This is a genomic window from Peptoniphilus duerdenii ATCC BAA-1640 (genome assembly GCF_000146345.1).
GTDB classification, from domain to species: domain Bacteria; phylum Bacillota; class Clostridia; order Tissierellales; family Peptoniphilaceae; genus Peptoniphilus_B; species Peptoniphilus_B duerdenii.
In genome coordinates this window covers 531,844-548,293 of the sequence record NZ_GL397071.1, presented here as the reverse complement: position 1 = coordinate 548,293, position 16,450 = coordinate 531,844, and the positions used below count along the sequence as shown (strand labels likewise).

The window sequence follows — 16,450 nt, the reverse complement described above, 5'->3', positions numbered from 1 at the left end:
TCGCCTCCAATCAATTTGCTATTTCATATAAATGCTTATACGCAGAACACGACTTAATAAGTTCTTCATGTTTCCCATCGCAAATGATTTTCCCATTTTCCATATATATGATCTTATCTGCATTTATGACAGTTTTAATTTTATGTGTAATAACAATTAGTGTTTTTCCTTTGGTAAATTCCAGTAACGCACCTTGAATTTTTTCTTCATTTTCAATATCTGTACTTGCAGTTGCTTCATCTAATATGATAATTGGAGCATTTTTTAGAATTGCTCTGGCAATAGCTATTCTTTGCTTTTCTCCACCGGATAACCTATCCCCAGCGATGGTGTCATATCCATCAGGCAAAGTTACAATAAAATCATGGCAACCGGCTCTTTTAGCAGCTTCTATCACCTCATCATTCGTTGCATCTTTTTTACCTATTCTAATATTTTCCAAAATAGTATCATCAAATAAAAATGTATTTTGATCCACATAGGAGATAAGAGTATTCAGGTCATTCATTGAAAGGTCTTTTACCCCTATACCACCTATTTTTATTTTTCCTTTCTCAAAATCCCAAAATCCGGCTAAAAGTTTCATTAGAGTTGATTTTCCTGAACCTGAAGTACCAATAATTGCAGTCATAGTTTTTTCTTTAATGGTTAAATTCACATCATCAACATCATTTTTTGTCCCATCATAAGAAAATTGTAAATTTTCAAACGCTATGTCGTATGTCATTTTTTCTTTTAAATTAGAATTCTCACTTCTCTTAAGTTCCGGATAATCTAAGATTCCTTTTATTTCCTTAGCAACAGTTCCCATCTGTGCCAATTGGTCAACATAACTGGATGCTTTAACAATCGGTTTAAATATTCCAAGAGAAATCATCATAAACAAAAATAAACTTTGCTCAGTAAGAAACCCATTATTAAAAAATATCAATCCCACAACAATTGTTGGAAATATAGATACCGGAGCTATGCTATAGGAAAGAGACGCATAAATCTGTGAGCTTTTCATCCAGTTTATAGCATACTCCGCATGGCGTATGACTGCATTTTTATATTTAGCATAGGAACTATCTTCCATATTGAAAGTTTTAATTACCTCAATCCCCTTGACATACTCTATAACCGCTTGATTCATATTCTTTTGTGCCTGTACTTGTCCCTCATATTTTTTCTTATATCCAATCATCATAAGCATCCCGATTGATAGTCCAAATATAACCCAAAAAAATATAATCCCGGTAAGCTTAATATTAACTGCAATCATCCAAACAATCATAGCAACAGGTATCAATAAATTTGCAGTCATCTCAGGAAGTAGATGTGCTAATGTTTTTTCTATATCTTCCACCCTATCTACCAAGATAGTTTTTAATGTTCCACTAGGATTCATATCAAAATATCCCATAGGCAATCTAACAAATTTATCACAAATTGCATATCTTAAGTCCTTTAGCGTTAAGTATGCTGCTTTATGAGATATAAGTGTTGAAATATTTGAAAGCAGCACCCCTGATATTTTGCAGATTATAGTGAAAATCAAGACATATATCATGTTGTTTCCATGAAATCCTTTGAAAATATATCCCGCTAAAATTCCAACAAAAGCATAGGATAACAGTTCGCATAGAACAGAAAGCATACTTAGCATAACAGATAAAATATATCTTTTTTTGTATGGCTTTATAAACGAATCCATTTCTTTAAAAAAGTTTGGTTCTTTCTCTTTTTTCATGACTTTACCCTATGAAATAGCTTCTTTTTCTAAAATATGTTTCCTTACGACCTTGCTACCTATATAAGCTCCTGCAATTGCTGAAACTATAACTAAGGCAAGTAAAATCAACGTTCCCCAAGAAGAAATCATTTTGCCTGCCGCTATAATATTTGAAGCTAACTCCTTTTCTTTCATGGCTCCTATAGTTTTATTCAAGGCTATTGTATATGGATAAATTACACTTCCAATTGAAGCCAAAGTTTGCTGAATAACATAGCTGATTCCAATAACTTTTAAATTACCATAACCTTTTTTATATAATAAGAACTCTGCTATCAATCCTGAAATTACAAACATCAAAATATATGGTGGATAGAATGCTATCACTCCTTGAATAAGTGAATATATAAAAAACGCTCCTCTTTTTTTCACTTTCACTCCGATAACATAGAAAACAATACCCTGTAATAATGAGTAAAGCACAGGTGTTAAGAGTATGGTAATTGGTGTTGCATACATGAGTGTTCCTATCGAAAATATCAAAATGTTACACAATGATAATAAAGTAACTGTAATGATATCTTTCGCTTTCAATTTGTTTTTGTGCATGATTAGGTCCTCCTATTTTTATAAAATATTTATCATCAAAATTACTATCATTCCAATCATCAATATGTAATCGCATAAATTGAACTGTAAAGTAACATAAGATGATTTTTTATGATTTAAAGCAATTCCTCTTGTTTCCGCTGAAGCTGATAAAGTTTCGCCTATTCTTATCACTCGAAAAATGAGTGATACAATCAGAGCCTCAAGATACTCTATTTTTTCTTTTATTATATTTTTATGCTTGCAACTTCCTCTAATTCTAAGCACCTGTCTAAGTAATTTAAAATCATTCCTTAGCACCGGGAAAAACCTGAAAGAAACTGCAAGAATCAATAATAACTTCTCAGGTATTCTTATTTTTCTAAGTCCCGCAAGCATATTTGTTGTCCCTCTACCTCCAAGAATAATAGGAAATAGTAGAAATATTAAAATAAATCTAGGAAACAAATTTGCCGTAAATATTGTAATTTCATTCGAATATATGATTTCAAGACCGTAAATAAGCCCTATAATGACAGAAGTAATTCCTAAAGTCTTATATCTTCTATTTGCAAGAGAAAAAACGAGAGCTAATAAATTGCATTCAAAAATCAAACTTTTATTGTCGATTCCTACTGCAACCATACAAAGAAGCCAAAACAAAATATTTGTTCTCGGATCTAAAAGATTTTTTTCTCTTTTTGCCGGAGGTTGATGTCCTAAATCTTTTTCAAATATACATTTAATGATTTCAATATCTCTATTCTCTTTTACTTCACAAATCCTTTGTATCGTTCCATCATCAAGTTCCAAACATTTATCCGCAACTGATGAAATAAATTCTAAGTCATGGCTAATTGTTATCACGATTTTTTTCTTTTTCATATCGTTTATCAGTCCCACTACAGTATCTAAACTTTTTTTGTCCATTCCTGAGGTTGGTTCATCTAAAATAACCACACTTTTATCCGAAAGATATGCCATCATTAAGGTTAATTTTTGCATTTGCCCACCTGAAAGAGAAAATGGATGCCTATCACGATATTTCCACATATCAAACTTTTTAAGTAGAGCTTCTATCTCATCATATTTGTTTCGATTTACACCGTACTTCAGTTCAGATAATACAGAATTTGTAAAAAATTGAAATTCAGCTTCTTGCATAATAAAGAGGCTATCCTGCGATAGCTGCCTATGGCTCAATTCTTTTTCCTTTAGAAAAACTCTTCCCTTTTGTGGTTTCAATAGTCCACATATACATTTTCCTAAGGTGGTTTTACCTGAACCATTTTTGCCAATCAAGCAAGTCACTTCTCCCAAATAAGCTGTAAACGACAAATCATTTAAAATATGTTGTTTTTTATATCCAAAGGATATATTTTTTACCTCTAATTTATCATTGACAACATTAGAACACTTCTTCTGAACCTCAATCTGCTTCAAATCCGTAACTCGTAAACACAAATTATTTAATTCATCTTTAGAAAATATCTTAAAATCGTCCTTATCATACTTTTCATAAAAGCTTCCATTTTTTATCAGCCAATATTCATCAGCCAACTCTTTCAAATAGTAAAGCCTATGTTCACTGATTATTAGAGTTTTTCCATCTTCTTTTAGAAGCAATAAGATATTTTTCAGTTTTTCTATGGCTAAATAATCTAAGTTTGCAGTTGGCTCGTCAAGTAAAATAATATCCGTATCCATTGCCCAAGCAGACATAATCGCTATTAGTTGACGCTCTCCGCTTGAAAGTTTGAATACTTCCCTGTTTTTCAAATACTCCAAGCCAAATTTTGAAAAAGCTTCTTCTGTTCTTCTTTTTATTATTTCATGGCTTAACCCTTTATTTTCAAGTCCAAAAGATACTTCCGTATCGCTTTCCATTGTAAAAAATTGACTTCTTGGATCTTGAAAAACGGACGAAATTAATTCTCCAACTTCTCCAATGTTCTTGTTTTCTATATTGTTGCTATTTACCAAGATATAGCCATTAAATATACCATCATAGAACTCCGGTATTAAATGGTTTAAGCACCTAAGTAATGTTGATTTTCCACATCCACTTTCGCCACAAAGAACTATGCAATCTCCTTTTGATATGCTGCCAATTACATCATCTAACGACTTTTCCTTTTTGCCTTCATAGGAAAAATCTATTTTAAAATCTAAAATATTTTCATCCTTCTTGCCTTTATCGTACATAAATTCAATACCTATTTATAATTTCATCAAATATCTTTTCCCAACCCGCCCCAATAAATTCGCCGAGCATTTTTGTGTACTCGATTGTCTCCTCTTTGCTATATCCTTTTTCAATCACTAATTTAAAAGCACTAAATTGTTGATTCATTAAAAGCTCTACCAAATCTAATTTCATCTCACTTATATTCGGGTCTATATTTTCCCTTATAAATTGTTTTGTTATGGAAATTTTATTATTCATCATTTCACAAAATATTGCTTCTACAGAACTGCCTTTACTTGAGCAAAGTATTAGTTTGCACTCCTCGTAATATTTAAATAACACATCTACATATCCTTTGGTTTCTTTCTGAATGCTACGCAAAAAATGATCAAAGTTTTTATCTACGCAATATTCCCTATACGAGTATTCGTTCTCTTTTCTTTTCACACTTATAGCTTCTAAAAATTCTTTTATCAAACTATAAAAAAGTTCATCTTTCCCTTTATACCTTGTATAGATTGCTCCCGTTGTAACTCCCGCTCTTTTAGCAATATTGCCTATTGAAGCAGCCTGAAATCCATTTTGCAAAAACTCTATTTTAGCAGCTTCAATGATTGGTTTATCAAGTTCATGGTTTCTATTTGCCATGTCCATTCCTCCATTCTTACAAAACTTTAATTTTAATAGTATAATCAATAATCGAATTATCAATAATTATATTATTGATTATACATCAGTTAGTTTTATCTAACAATAGTTGTAAGATGTTTTTTTTAGAAAATTAACTGATTTACATATTTATTTGTATGAAATAAAATAGTCGGTGCAGTTTTAAAACTACGCCGACCACAAAGTCATAATTTTTTCCATACTAGCTTTTTTCTTTTTTAAATATCTGTAATTATACTCTCGCTTCTTCTCTCTCTTTTTCCTTAGCTTCTCTAGTTCATCAAGTTCCTCTTGCGTAAGTTCTTTAGGTTCTTCTTGTGTCCATATACTTGACTATGTTGCATTGATTTAAGCATATGTTGCTTTGCTCTCCGCACTTGTCAAATCCATCTCATCCAGCTCAATTTCAACACTTATGTGCTTATCGATATCGAGTTTGGACAAAAGTGCTACCGTCTAATCGTTTAGTTTTGATATAGCATTTCTGACTGCCTCAATCATCATCTGTGTTTCAACAATCTTTTCTACATCAACGCTTTCATCAGTGATGTTATCTACAAAATTCCCATCATGATCCAAAGAGGAAAAGAAAAGCAGGTGGTTTTTTCTGTCCACCTGCTCTAAATACTTCTCGTGTTCTTTTTCTCGCCAGTAGACTTTATAAATATCTTCACTGACTTTTACCTTTTGCCCTCTGACATAAAGGTAATACTCTTTTGCCATAAAGTTTCCTCCATTTCTTTTTTGTCTATTTGTTTTACAAAATGAGTTTGTATTATTTTTTGTGTTTCCTCATACTAGTCTTAAAACTACTCTTACATCTATGTAGTTTTTTTGAGTCTTTTTGATGTATCCTTCTTCATCTTTATCAAAGACAAAACACTTATAAAACTGCTTAAAATGCAGGATTTTTAAATTTATATCTTTTGTATCAAGGCTAGACTCTTCAAGTGAAACGGGTGAACACTAAGTATGTCATGAATTCTTGTATGTATGTGGAAACATATCCACATGCTTTTTAACGATAACATAAGCCTATCCTTAAAAGGCATTAGCTCTACAAACTGAGAGTTGTCATCAAAACAGAGCTCCTGTTGTTCTTCTTTTCAACACAATATAGCTTATAGCACAAATACTAATATACACTATAACAAACAATACAAGATGGGGGCAATGCCGATAGGGTATGGAGCAATCCACCCTTGTTTGAAAAGTGCGATAGACATTGCACCCGTAACCATAGAAAAAGGCATGAACAAGACCCCGAGGAGATTAAGCCAGTTGACAGCGAAAGGTGCCCTTGCTGCAGAGAGTAACCGCCCTATAAAGTATCCAGCAATTCCAACGGCCTGAATAATCATTGAACCCCATAGGGTATCCATGGTTTGCCTTTCATACCAGCCTGCAAAAGCACTAAATAATCCAATCCAAACAAATGCTGTTGATGCGATATATAGTATCTTGCTTTTTAGCTCAGAGCTTTTCTGTTCTTTATCTGCAACTGGTTCAATTCCTTTTAGAATGTAATCGGTTGTAACTCCGAAGTAATCGCTCATGGTAATTATTTTTTCCAAATCCGGCAAGCTTTGTCCACTTTCCCATTTTGAAACCGCCTGCCGAGATACTCCAACCTTGACTGCAAGTTCTTCCTGTGAAATTCCGTTTGTTTTTCTCAAATACTGTATTCTGTCTGCCATGTTCATAACGCACACTCCTTTCTTATATGGTTTAGTTATATCAAACAAATCAGTTTCATACTACCAAGCTGCCTTGGAAATATGTCAACCAACAGTTGCAATGCTGTTTTTTTGTTAATTCAATATAAACAAGCTATTCTAAAAATTCTAATTTATCTTTGTTTAAAAATAAATCCCATTATATAATTCCCTAAACTCTTTAGTAAACTTTGTGACAAATTCATGATCAAGTTCAGTGGCTAAGGTTTCTTAATTTTACTTAGTTCTTGACAACAACGTTATTGCCTCCACATGTATCAAGACTACCCTGATGATAACCCTACATCAAGAAATAGGTCTGCGCGCTCGTTGCAGGACGAAAAATGGCAAAGGGAATGTCGTATAATGGTCTGATCCGCAGATTCATCCCCAAGGGAAAACAAATTGACAGCTGCTCCGACGAACAGATTGCTCAGATTGAGATCTGGTGCAATGGCCTTCCACGGAAGTCGTTCGGCTACCGCCCCCCAGATACACTCTTTGAGGACGAACTTGACAAAATTTACTCCTGTGTTGCCTGATGAACGATTCAACTGCCAATGTTCAACTTGTTATTGCAATTTACGTAATTTAAAAATCACGATATAAAAGCGACTAAGTTATTTTATTCTTAATCGCTTCAAAATTTGTATATATGTGCTTTACAAAGCTTTTTAATTCTTAAATGTCGGTTGCTTTTAATCGTTTACTTTTTTTACAATCTCCAGCTTGCAGCTCGCTCTCTTGCCTTGATAAATGCTGAATAAATTCCTTCTCTATTTATCAAATCGTTATGTTTGCCTTCTTGAACCAATTTACCGTCATCAATCACTAGTATCTGATCGGCTTTTTTCACAGTTGAAAGTCTGTGAGCTATCGAAACTACAGTGTGTCCTTTGGACAATTCCTCAACCGCGGCCAAAATCTCATATTCATTTTCAGGATCAACGGAGCTGGTCGCTTCATCTAAAAGAATAATAGGTGCATTTTTAAGTAATGCTCTAGCAATAGAAATTCGTTGTTTTTCACCACCGGAAAGAGAACTGCCACCCTCACCTACCATGGTGTTATAGCCATCAGGAAGTTCCATAATAAAATTATGGCAACGAGCCTTTTTAGCAGCTTCCACTACTTCTTCATGACTTGCCTTAGGATTTGCAAAGCGAATATTATTCTCTATAGTATCTTGAAAAAGATAAACATTTTGGAAAACAAGTGAAAGATTTTTCAGTAAACTTTCTACTTTATAATCTCGTATATCCCTATTTCCTAATCTTATTTCACCACTGTCAACATCATAAAAACGAGAGATCAAATTGATTATTGTCGTTTTTCCGGATCCTGACGGTCCTACGATAGCTGTCTTTGACCCTTGTGGAATAGTAAATGAAAGGTCTTTTAAAACAGGCTTCCCTTTGTCGTAACTAAAGCTCACCTTATCAAAGACGATATCCTGATTTTCCATAACTTCCAAAGTCCCGTCACTTATTTCAGGAATATCTAAAACCTCATCCAAATATTGCATATTGGCAGGATTCTTAACCATGAGGATAGCTGCATTTTCAAGTTGTTTTAAACCGCCGAAAATCATAAAGCCGGCAGCTGAAACAGTAAGCGCTTGTGGTAATAAAACTTCCCCTTTCGTATAAAGATAACAAGAAAATAATGTAACAAGTAGACTCGAAAGATTAATAACAGTAGAAAAAATTCTTGCATAAATAACAAAGACGATTTCAAAATGTACTTGAGAGAGTCTAAGTTCTTCAGAAGCATTTTCCAATTTAGAATGTATTTCTTCAACAACACCTTCATCTGCAAACGGAAAACTGCGAAGCACAGGAATCCCGCTAATGCTATCAACTAACGCATCACCCACCTTTGTAATAGCTGCATGCTCACGTGCAACCTCTTTTTTTGCTTGATTAATCATAAGAGACATGCATAACCAAATAAGAATTAAACAAATTAAAGTTAAAAATCCAATTTTAGTATTTACACCGAACATCCCAACCAACAGAAAAAAGGATATTGAAATGCCTGAAACAGTAAAGTCGATACTCATTGCAGAGTAATTTTCAAGACTCTTCATAACATTGGTAAATGCCGCCATAATTCTTGATAGGCTTTGTTCTGCAAAATATCCCATAGGCGCCTTTTTAAGTTTTTCGCCAACTGCAAGTCTGTAGTCTTTGAAAATGCCAAAGAAAACACCGTCACTAAGACCACTTTTCGCCCAGCCTGTCAAAAAATTAAAAAGAAAGGAAGCAAAAAGCACTCCGAAAATTGTCCAAATATGCTCCCATGTAGTTTCATTCATCCAACCGAATGCAAGAAAGAGAGCGAAAAATCCAAACAGCATTGAAGCATTTTGCAGAAAAATAAGAAAAATTCCTGCCTTAAGACGATTTTTATACTGTCCTGCCAGTTTGAATGATAATCTTATAAACTCCATGTCTTATTCCTCCCCTAAATATTGTTTCCACAGGCTTGCATAAAGTGGCTCTTCCATCAGTTCTTCATGTTTACCCTTGGCTATAATTTGACCTTTATCGATTAGAATTATTTGGTGTGCCTGCTTGATTGTATTTAACCTATGAGCAACCATCACAAGATTTTTTCCCTTTACGAGATTCGATATTGCTTCTTGGATTAGAGCTTCGTTTTCAGGATCGGCATAAGCTGTCGCCTCATCCAAAATAATGGTTGATGCAGGTTTCAAAATTGCTCTGGCAAGAGTTATTCTCTGTCTTTCACCGCCCGACATTGCTCCTCCTGCTTCTCCTGCTTTTGTATCATACCCTTTAGGAAGTGCCATAATAAAGTCATGACAATGAGCAGCTTTTGCCGCTGAAATAATTTCATCTTCGGTTGCATTAGGCTTGCCAAGACGAATATTATCTCTAATACTTACATCGAAAAGAAAATTATCTTGTGAAACGTAAGAAATCTCTTCAGCAAGCTGTTTAAATGAAATATTCTTTGTATCAACATTACCAATGGAAATTTTACCCGATGACTGATCCCAAAATCCTGCTAAAAGCTTTGCAATTGTAGATTTTCCACCACCTGAAGGCCCGACAAGCGCAGTCACTTCTCCGGGGCTTGTTTCAAAAGAAATATTATGCAATACCTCGGTTCCGTCATGATAAGAAAAACTTACCTTATCAAATTTTATTCCCTTGCCCCTATCTATAGTAACTTTATTTTCTGCATCAGGACGTTTTTGATCAGGCATATCAAGCAATTCTTGTATGGATACCCAAGTATTGGAAGCCATCTGAAAAAGTTCAAAGCTCATCATGATTGCAAAAGCTTGTGGAAGGATAGCAATTGGCAGAATAAGTGATAAAAGCAATGTTTCAATGCCTATTTGCCCGTTCCCATATAAATAGAAAGCGAAAGGTAAGCTCACTATCTGTGGTGTCATCATTGCAGCCGTCATAAGTGCTTTGCCAAACCAACTTTGCTTCCACCATTTCATCGTTGAAAAATGGTAGAATTTTACCGCATCTGCAAATTTACCATACGAAACTTTGTCTTGTGCAAATGCTTTGATTACAGGGATTCCACGAACATACTCAGCACTTCTGTCGGCAACATTGGCATAACTTGATAACCACACCGCCATTCTACTACGGTATTTATACATCATTGTAATCATCCCGACAAAAACAATTGGTAGCGGCACAAATATTGATAATCCTATGCGCCAATCTAAATAAAACAAAATAACTGTGCAAAGTATCGGATGCAAAAGCCTGCTAGGTAGTTCAGGCATCAAATGGGCTACCCAGTCTTCCATATCTGCTACTCGATCCATGATAATTACCTTAATTTTACCTACAGGATTATCCACCAAGTACCCCATTGGAATTACCTTTAATTTTTCAAACAAAGTCTGTCTAAGTTTTGCAAGTATGGAAAATGAGGTTTTATGTGAAATAGTTGTGCTAAATCCTGTAAATATAAAGTAAAGGAGCAGTGATCCTATTGCAAAAAAAGCATATTTCATTAACGCATGAAAGCTGACCGGATTACCCCCGGCATTTTTTATAAGCCATCCTGCTGCATAAGCACTAAAGAAATAAGTAGAAAAACTAAAAAGCTCACCAATGCAGGCAAAAATAATAGAAATTCGCATCCTACCCTTATACTCAGGTGCTACACTCATAAGTGCTTTATTTAAACCACCCACACTGATTTTAGGTTTTTTTTCGCTTTGCTCTACATCACTTTCGATTCGCTGCATAATCTCATCAGGAACATCCAAGTTTAAACTCTCTACCTCTTTTATTAAATTTTTATTTTGCTTGAGTTTCTTGCTGTCCGAAGCAGAGCAAATCAACTCATCATTTTTTTTCTTCATTAACTCATCTCCTTTTCAGTTAGCTTATACTAACTATTAGTTTTAAAAAAAATTACCTTATTTTACCTTTTTCATAACTATCAATAAACAGCTTTATTATTTCTATAAAAAACTCTCTATTATTTATAAAGCTATCCCTTGCCCCATCTAAGATTTCACAACCTAGTATAACTGTATTCATAAAAAATATTAAAAAGTCATTTGTGAGATATTCACACCCATCTTTCTTTGCAGCTTTAACTCCTATATATGTAGCCTTTAAGGATTCTTCGACCAAAATTGGGAACAAATTCTTTAGGTCATCATTGTTTTTCGTAGCCTGAAGAAATATGGCATATACGCTCATGAGTTCACTTTCATCAAGTACTTTATCGACAATCATATGTGCTACAGCATTAGCATCTAACTCTCCCGAATACTCTGCCAGAACTTCATTAATCTTATCGACTCGATAAGCCATACCTTCTCGCATTAAATCATGTAATATTTCAACTTTATTTTTGTAATGGTAATACACACCTCCTCGAGAAAGCGAGGTTTCAACAATAATATCTTCCATTACCGTGTCAGCAAAACCCTTCCTTAAAAAAACCTTTTTAGCTGCATCTAATATTTCTTTTTTTCTGATTTGACTGACTTTTTGTTTTTTCCCTTCCAAAATATATACCTCTCTTTGTAAACAAAACTGACAAAACTGTCAGTTTTATTGTAGCATCATTTTAAGTTAGCGTCAACTAACTTTTTCGGAATATACTTTATGGTGACTTGTAATATGAAATGCAACAAATAAATAAAATAATCCATGGCTAATCTGATAAAGTGTTGCTACCCACAAAAACACAAAGTAGAAGCCATGGATTAAGTATATTGTACCACTACTCGAGAAAAAGGAAGCCATTTAACTTATCAAGATCGTCAAACCTTAGAAAGGATGGTCATGGAGAATCACAGGAAACCTGCTAAGGAGAGAATATCAAAGAATAAGATGGCAGAAATGCTTGGCGTTCATCACTCAACAATCAGCCGAGAGCTCAAAAGGGGCGAAATCACGCAGCGTGATATCCTGTGGAAAGAATACACTTCCTATTGCGCCGATGTAGCACAAGATTTCATTGATTCCAATACCACGGCAAAAGGTCCCTCTTTAAAGTTAGGTAAAGATCAGCTCTTCCATGATTTTGTTGAATACTGGATAATAGAGAAAAAGTATTCACCGGATGCGGTAATCATGAAGATCGAAAACGAAGGACTCTCTTTTGAAACGAGATTTGTACAAAAACCCTCTACAACTACATCAGTAAAGGTTACTTCCTCAATCTGACAAATAGAAACTTACCCCGTAGAGGTAAAAAAGTCAAAAGAAGATATCAAGGAACAGGAAATGTATTCAAAAGAACAACGAGAAACCGCATTGCAACTGCATGATGAGTTTCAATCAGTTACTAAAGTCATACAAAAGCTTGGCTATCCCAGTCGACAAGGTATGTATAAATGGCTCCGGGGACGCTCAAATCCTCCTGAGGATAAAGCAGAGCGCAAAAGGATAAACAACTCTAAAGAGCATCCTTTGCATCCTTCTGTAGAGACCAAGTTCGCAATTTTAGAGCGTTGTTTTATGAAGGGCGAAAACGTACAATTGGTTTCTGAGGAAACCGGTTATAGTCGGACATCAATCTACAGATGGAGAAAACTATATGTATCACAGGGAGTAGCCGCACTAATGAATGAAAAAGATAGACCAAGAGGAGAACCGGAAGAGGGGCCCAGGCCCCAAAGGATGAAATAGTAGAGCTAAAACAGCAAATGCTCGGAATGCAAATGGAGATAGATATCTTGAGGGAGGCGATCAAAGTCATAAAAAAAGACCCGGGCATCAACCGGAAAAACCTGAACAACAGGGAAAAGACAACGATCGTTGACGCCTTAAAGAACCGCTACTCGTTGTCGCAATTGCTGTCAATCCTGCATCTTTCTCGGAGCAGCTATTATTATCAAGAGGCAACACGCAAGAAGCCGGATAAGTATACTCGCTTAAGAGTTCGTATTGCAGAGCTCTTTGCCGAAAATCGAAAGTGTTACGGTTATCGTCGCATTCATGCTTTGCTTCAGCGTGAGGGCATTACCGTTTCAGATAAGGTTGTCCGCCGTATCATGAGCGAAGAAAGTCTTGTAGTTACCGCAAAAAGGCGGAGGAAGTACAACTCCTATCAGGGTGAGGTTTCCCCGGCTGTTCCTAATTTAATCCGGAGCGACTTCCATGCAGAGCAACCGAATAGCAAATGGCTTACTGATATAACAGAATTTGCCATACCGGCCGGCAAAGTCTACCTGTCTCCAATCGTAGATTGCTTTGACGGTATGGTTTGCGTATGGTCAATCAGCGTCTCTCCGGAAGCTAAACTAGTTAACGAGATGCTGGAGAAAGCAATAGACACTCTTCAGAGCGATGAGAATCCCACGGTCCATTCAGATCGTGGATGTCACTACCGTTGGCCGGGTTGGATTCAGCGTATGGATGAGGCGGGCCTTACTCGCTCCATGTCTAAAAAAGGCTGTACTGGCGACAATGCTGCTTGTGAAGGCTTTTTGGGAAGACTAAAAAAAGAGATGTTTTACAATAAGGATTGGTCAGGAGTCAACATATTTGAATTCATGCAGGAGCTTAATGATTATATTTCTTGGTATAATGAAGAGCGTATTAAAACGTCATTGGGAAATCTTAGTCCTGTAGAGTATAGGAGAAAACTTGGATTTGCTGCATAAAAACTGTCCAACTTTTTGTCCGCACCCCCGTACCTTTTTTAAATTTTATTCGTTTATTTCACCAGCAATATCTATATATTCTTTTAATTTTCGTTGTAATAAATTCTTGTCTATCAATTTTAGACAATTCATCTTCACCTATTTATATATCCAAATGGTGCTCTGTATTAAGTTTGGATAATAGAGTTACCGTCTCCACATGTATTAAGACTACCCTGATGATAACCCTACATCAAGAAAAGAGCCTTAACATTCGTTGCAGGGTGGAAGCTGGCAAAGGGAAGGATGCTTGAGAATAAACATCCAGTATGCTTTTAGAAAAGCTTAAAAAACTACAAACACTTATCGGTTCATTCGCCATAAATACCTATATAGTTATAAAATTGCTCATGTAACCGCCTCATTTCAGCCGGAGCCTTTATTGAATGTCGGTACATAAACTTTTCTCCAAAACGGCTTCGAAAAATAATCCCAAGAATAAACCCCGTAATGGAGCATGGAAGAATTTGTAAAAACTTCATTTTTATCGGAACAAGTTTAATTCCTTTTGTTTTAACATTAAAAAGATTTCTTCTGATTTGCTTCGCTGTTTTATTCATTAATACACGATCGTTTCCGGCATGCTCAGGATCATCTGAATGATAATAAGCATCCGCAATCGGCACAACCATTGCAAGATGACAAATCTGCCATGAATGCATGTCTTTTACAACTTGGCATGGAATCATTGCTGATCGGAACAAATCGAACAGTTCTTTTTCACGACCACCTGACATGCCGATTGTAGTTGGCTGAATAAAGCGAGGCGTAAGGGCTGCATCCAAAATATCTCCGTCAAAGCCGCCGCCGGCACCCGGGAAAGCAGGGAGGATACGTCCTTTTCCACAAATCTTTTCCCATGTATCATACGTTTCTAAAGAATTTACCATAGTTACAATGACAGGACTTATATTAGCTTTCAGTTCCGCCAAAGCAATATGTAACTGATTTTCTCTTACCGCAAGCAATATAAAATCATAACTGTCTAACGGCAGCAGTCGAGATAAAACAGATACTTTGGCAGTCCGAATCTCATTATTTTTTTTATACCTTAGCCCATGCATTTGTAATTCTTTCAAACGATTTCCACGAGCATATAAAGATACATCTACTCCTGCTTCGGAAATCAAAGCCGCATAAAGACTTCCTATCACTCCTGCACCATAAATTAATACTCTCATCTTCACGATCCCTTTATGTTTCTTCCTAAATTTCGATGTATTTTACGTATCCAAACAAAAGCTCACTATCCATTTAGATAAATGACCCGAAAATTCATCTTTATAATATCCCAACAATCAAAGCCTGAACCGCCGCTACAAACGGTATAATTAAAAACGGAGTAATTACAAAATGTTCCATGATTGCCAAATGCCTCATCCAGTTACTGAATTCATAATCCGGATGTCCCTCTGTCCCCTGAATGACGATTTTATCCTTATATTTCCCTTGGAACAACAGACAATCCAACAAAAAGAAATCTCCTAAGTTTAATATGCTCCACTGAATATAGCCCATCCAAAAAAGATTCCAAAAAACTGAAATTCCAGTATGGAAAAGACTTGCTGCTGAATATATGAAACAAATCCCGCAAATTACAATTGTTATAATGAAATTTATATTTTTCTCTTTTTTTGTCATCTGTTCCGGCGCAACTTTCTGAATTGCCTTTGGATAAGAATCAAAAAAGTATCTTGGATTAATAAGTGCCAAGACTGCCACTGCACCGTTAAAGATTGCGGCTATTGCAATCCCGTCCAGAATCGCTCGTATATAATCCATAAAACTATCTCCTTAGCAAATTATATTCTTTGTCTCCTCTTTAGTCCCAATCCACTTTTCTCCCTTTATGATTTCGCTCATTTAGGTTCTCCTCACTTACGCAAATGTGTACGCAATATTCTAACGAGCATTATACCAGATAGCTTGAATTTTTTTCAACGGTTTAAGTGTTTTTATATCATTTTGCGTGGTGGCTAAGATAACTACAACAGTTCTATAGTCTCAATATCTCCAAAACCACCTCTGACAACATTTCTGTAGTCTCAATATGGCAAAAAGCAGTTCTGTAGTTACCACCCTCTATTTTCCAGTAGTCAGAAATGTTGTCAAACGGTCTAAAAAAAGGATTCCAATCATTTGCCCAAACCGAAACAGTTCTTCGAAATCCCTTGATTTCAAGCCTTTTTTATACAGTTTAGTCCTTCACTCTTGACATCAAACAGACAGTCTCGTCCATGAGACCTCACGGGATAAGCCCTAATACTTTCATCGTTTACTTGCAGAATTTACGCTTTGGGTTTACGGTTACCTTTTGGGTCTTTGCTATCTGTTGCTAGCTTGCCCACCTGTTACGCCTTATATTCTGTTTCTGTTCGTCAAGCCACGATTTCGCTATTGCTTCTTCT

Annotated in this window: 13 protein-coding genes and 3 pseudogenes; 4 read left to right on the top strand and 12 right to left on the bottom strand. The window is 35.5% G+C overall.

The window, feature by feature from the left end; genetic code table 11:
- Nucleotides 1–10: 10 nt before the first annotated feature.
- The 7 genes and pseudogenes from HMPREF9225_RS02505 to HMPREF9225_RS02480 all read right to left on the bottom strand — a co-directional run bounded on the left by HMPREF9225_RS02505 (nucleotide 11) and on the right by HMPREF9225_RS02480 (nucleotide 6,862).
- Entirely contained in the window at nucleotides 11–1,732 is a 1,722-nt protein-coding gene (locus HMPREF9225_RS02505; RefSeq protein WP_008901358.1) for an ABC transporter ATP-binding protein, read from the bottom strand.
- A 9-nt stretch (nucleotides 1,733–1,741) separates the two neighbouring features.
- Nucleotides 1,742–2,323: an MptD family putative ECF transporter S component gene (locus tag HMPREF9225_RS02500; protein WP_008901357.1), complete on the bottom strand. Its 582-nt coding sequence runs from the start codon at nucleotides 2,321–2,323 to the stop codon at nucleotides 1,742–1,744.
- Nucleotides 2,324–2,341: 18 nt separating this feature from the next.
- Nucleotides 2,342–4,507, bottom strand: a complete 2,166-nt coding sequence (locus HMPREF9225_RS02495; protein WP_008901356.1) for an ATP-binding cassette domain-containing protein — start codon at nucleotides 4,505–4,507, stop codon at nucleotides 2,342–2,344.
- Nucleotides 4,508–4,511: 4 nt separating this feature from the next.
- Nucleotides 4,512–5,138: a TetR/AcrR family transcriptional regulator gene (locus HMPREF9225_RS02490; RefSeq protein WP_040551281.1), complete on the bottom strand. Its 627-nt coding sequence runs from the start codon at nucleotides 5,136–5,138 to the stop codon at nucleotides 4,512–4,514.
- A gap of 372 nt (nucleotides 5,139–5,510) precedes the next feature.
- Nucleotides 5,511–5,615 (bottom strand): annotated as a pseudogene (locus HMPREF9225_RS10580) (23S rRNA methyltransferase); the annotation flags it as partial.
- A 3-nt stretch (nucleotides 5,616–5,618) separates the two neighbouring features.
- A pseudogene (locus HMPREF9225_RS02485) lies at nucleotides 5,619–5,882 on the bottom strand (sigma-70 family RNA polymerase sigma factor); the annotation flags it as partial.
- A gap of 422 nt (nucleotides 5,883–6,304) precedes the next feature.
- Entirely contained in the window at nucleotides 6,305–6,862 is a 558-nt protein-coding gene (locus HMPREF9225_RS02480) for a helix-turn-helix domain-containing protein (protein ID WP_008901353.1), read from the bottom strand.
- A 374-nt stretch (nucleotides 6,863–7,236) separates the two neighbouring features.
- Between HMPREF9225_RS02480 and HMPREF9225_RS10185 the strand changes: the two are divergent.
- Nucleotides 7,237–7,416: pseudogene (locus HMPREF9225_RS10185) on the top strand (IS30-like element ISL7 family transposase); the annotation flags it as partial.
- A 173-nt stretch (nucleotides 7,417–7,589) separates the two neighbouring features.
- Here the strand turns inward: HMPREF9225_RS10185 and HMPREF9225_RS02475 are convergent.
- From HMPREF9225_RS02475 to HMPREF9225_RS02465, 3 genes are read right to left on the bottom strand one after another with little or no spacing between them, the layout of a single operon-like run.
- Nucleotides 7,590–9,326 (bottom strand): ABC transporter ATP-binding protein, encoded by a 1,737-nt coding sequence (locus HMPREF9225_RS02475; protein WP_008901351.1) that lies wholly within the window; start codon nucleotides 9,324–9,326, stop codon nucleotides 7,590–7,592.
- Nucleotides 9,327–9,329: 3 nt separating this feature from the next.
- Entirely contained in the window at nucleotides 9,330–11,240 is a 1,911-nt protein-coding gene (locus tag HMPREF9225_RS02470) for an ABC transporter ATP-binding protein (protein ID WP_008901350.1), read from the bottom strand.
- A gap of 52 nt (nucleotides 11,241–11,292) precedes the next feature.
- Nucleotides 11,293–11,898 (bottom strand): TetR/AcrR family transcriptional regulator, encoded by a 606-nt coding sequence (locus HMPREF9225_RS02465; protein WP_008901349.1) that lies wholly within the window; start codon nucleotides 11,896–11,898, stop codon nucleotides 11,293–11,295.
- Nucleotides 11,899–12,177: 279 nt separating this feature from the next.
- Here HMPREF9225_RS02465 and HMPREF9225_RS02460 point away from each other — a divergent pair, with 279 nt between their 5' ends.
- Genes HMPREF9225_RS02460 through HMPREF9225_RS02450 form a run of 3 tightly spaced genes read left to right on the top strand, consistent with a single transcriptional unit; the run spans nucleotide 12,178 to nucleotide 14,003 of the window.
- On the top strand, nucleotides 12,178–12,561 hold the full coding sequence (locus HMPREF9225_RS02460) for a helix-turn-helix domain-containing protein (protein WP_050748283.1): 384 nt from the start codon (nucleotides 12,178–12,180) through the stop codon (nucleotides 12,559–12,561).
- A 60-nt stretch (nucleotides 12,562–12,621) separates the two neighbouring features.
- Nucleotides 12,622–13,026, top strand: a complete 405-nt coding sequence (locus HMPREF9225_RS10395; RefSeq protein WP_008901347.1) for a helix-turn-helix domain-containing protein — start codon at nucleotides 12,622–12,624, stop codon at nucleotides 13,024–13,026.
- Nucleotides 13,027–13,043: 17 nt separating this feature from the next.
- A complete protein-coding gene (locus HMPREF9225_RS02450; protein ID WP_008901346.1) occupies nucleotides 13,044–14,003 on the top strand; it encodes an IS3 family transposase in 960 nt (319 codons plus the stop codon).
- Between the two features lie 350 nt (nucleotides 14,004–14,353).
- Here HMPREF9225_RS02450 and HMPREF9225_RS02445 read toward each other — a convergent pair whose 3' ends face one another.
- Together HMPREF9225_RS02445 and HMPREF9225_RS02440 are read right to left on the bottom strand one after the other, a co-directional pair.
- Nucleotides 14,354–15,223, bottom strand: coding sequence for a ketopantoate reductase family protein (locus HMPREF9225_RS02445; RefSeq protein ID WP_008901345.1), 870 nt, complete (start codon nucleotides 15,221–15,223; stop codon nucleotides 14,354–14,356).
- Between the two features lie 100 nt (nucleotides 15,224–15,323).
- Nucleotides 15,324–15,824, bottom strand: coding sequence for a hypothetical protein (locus HMPREF9225_RS02440; protein ID WP_008901344.1), 501 nt, complete (start codon nucleotides 15,822–15,824; stop codon nucleotides 15,324–15,326).
- Nucleotides 15,825–16,450: the final 626 nt, after the last annotated feature.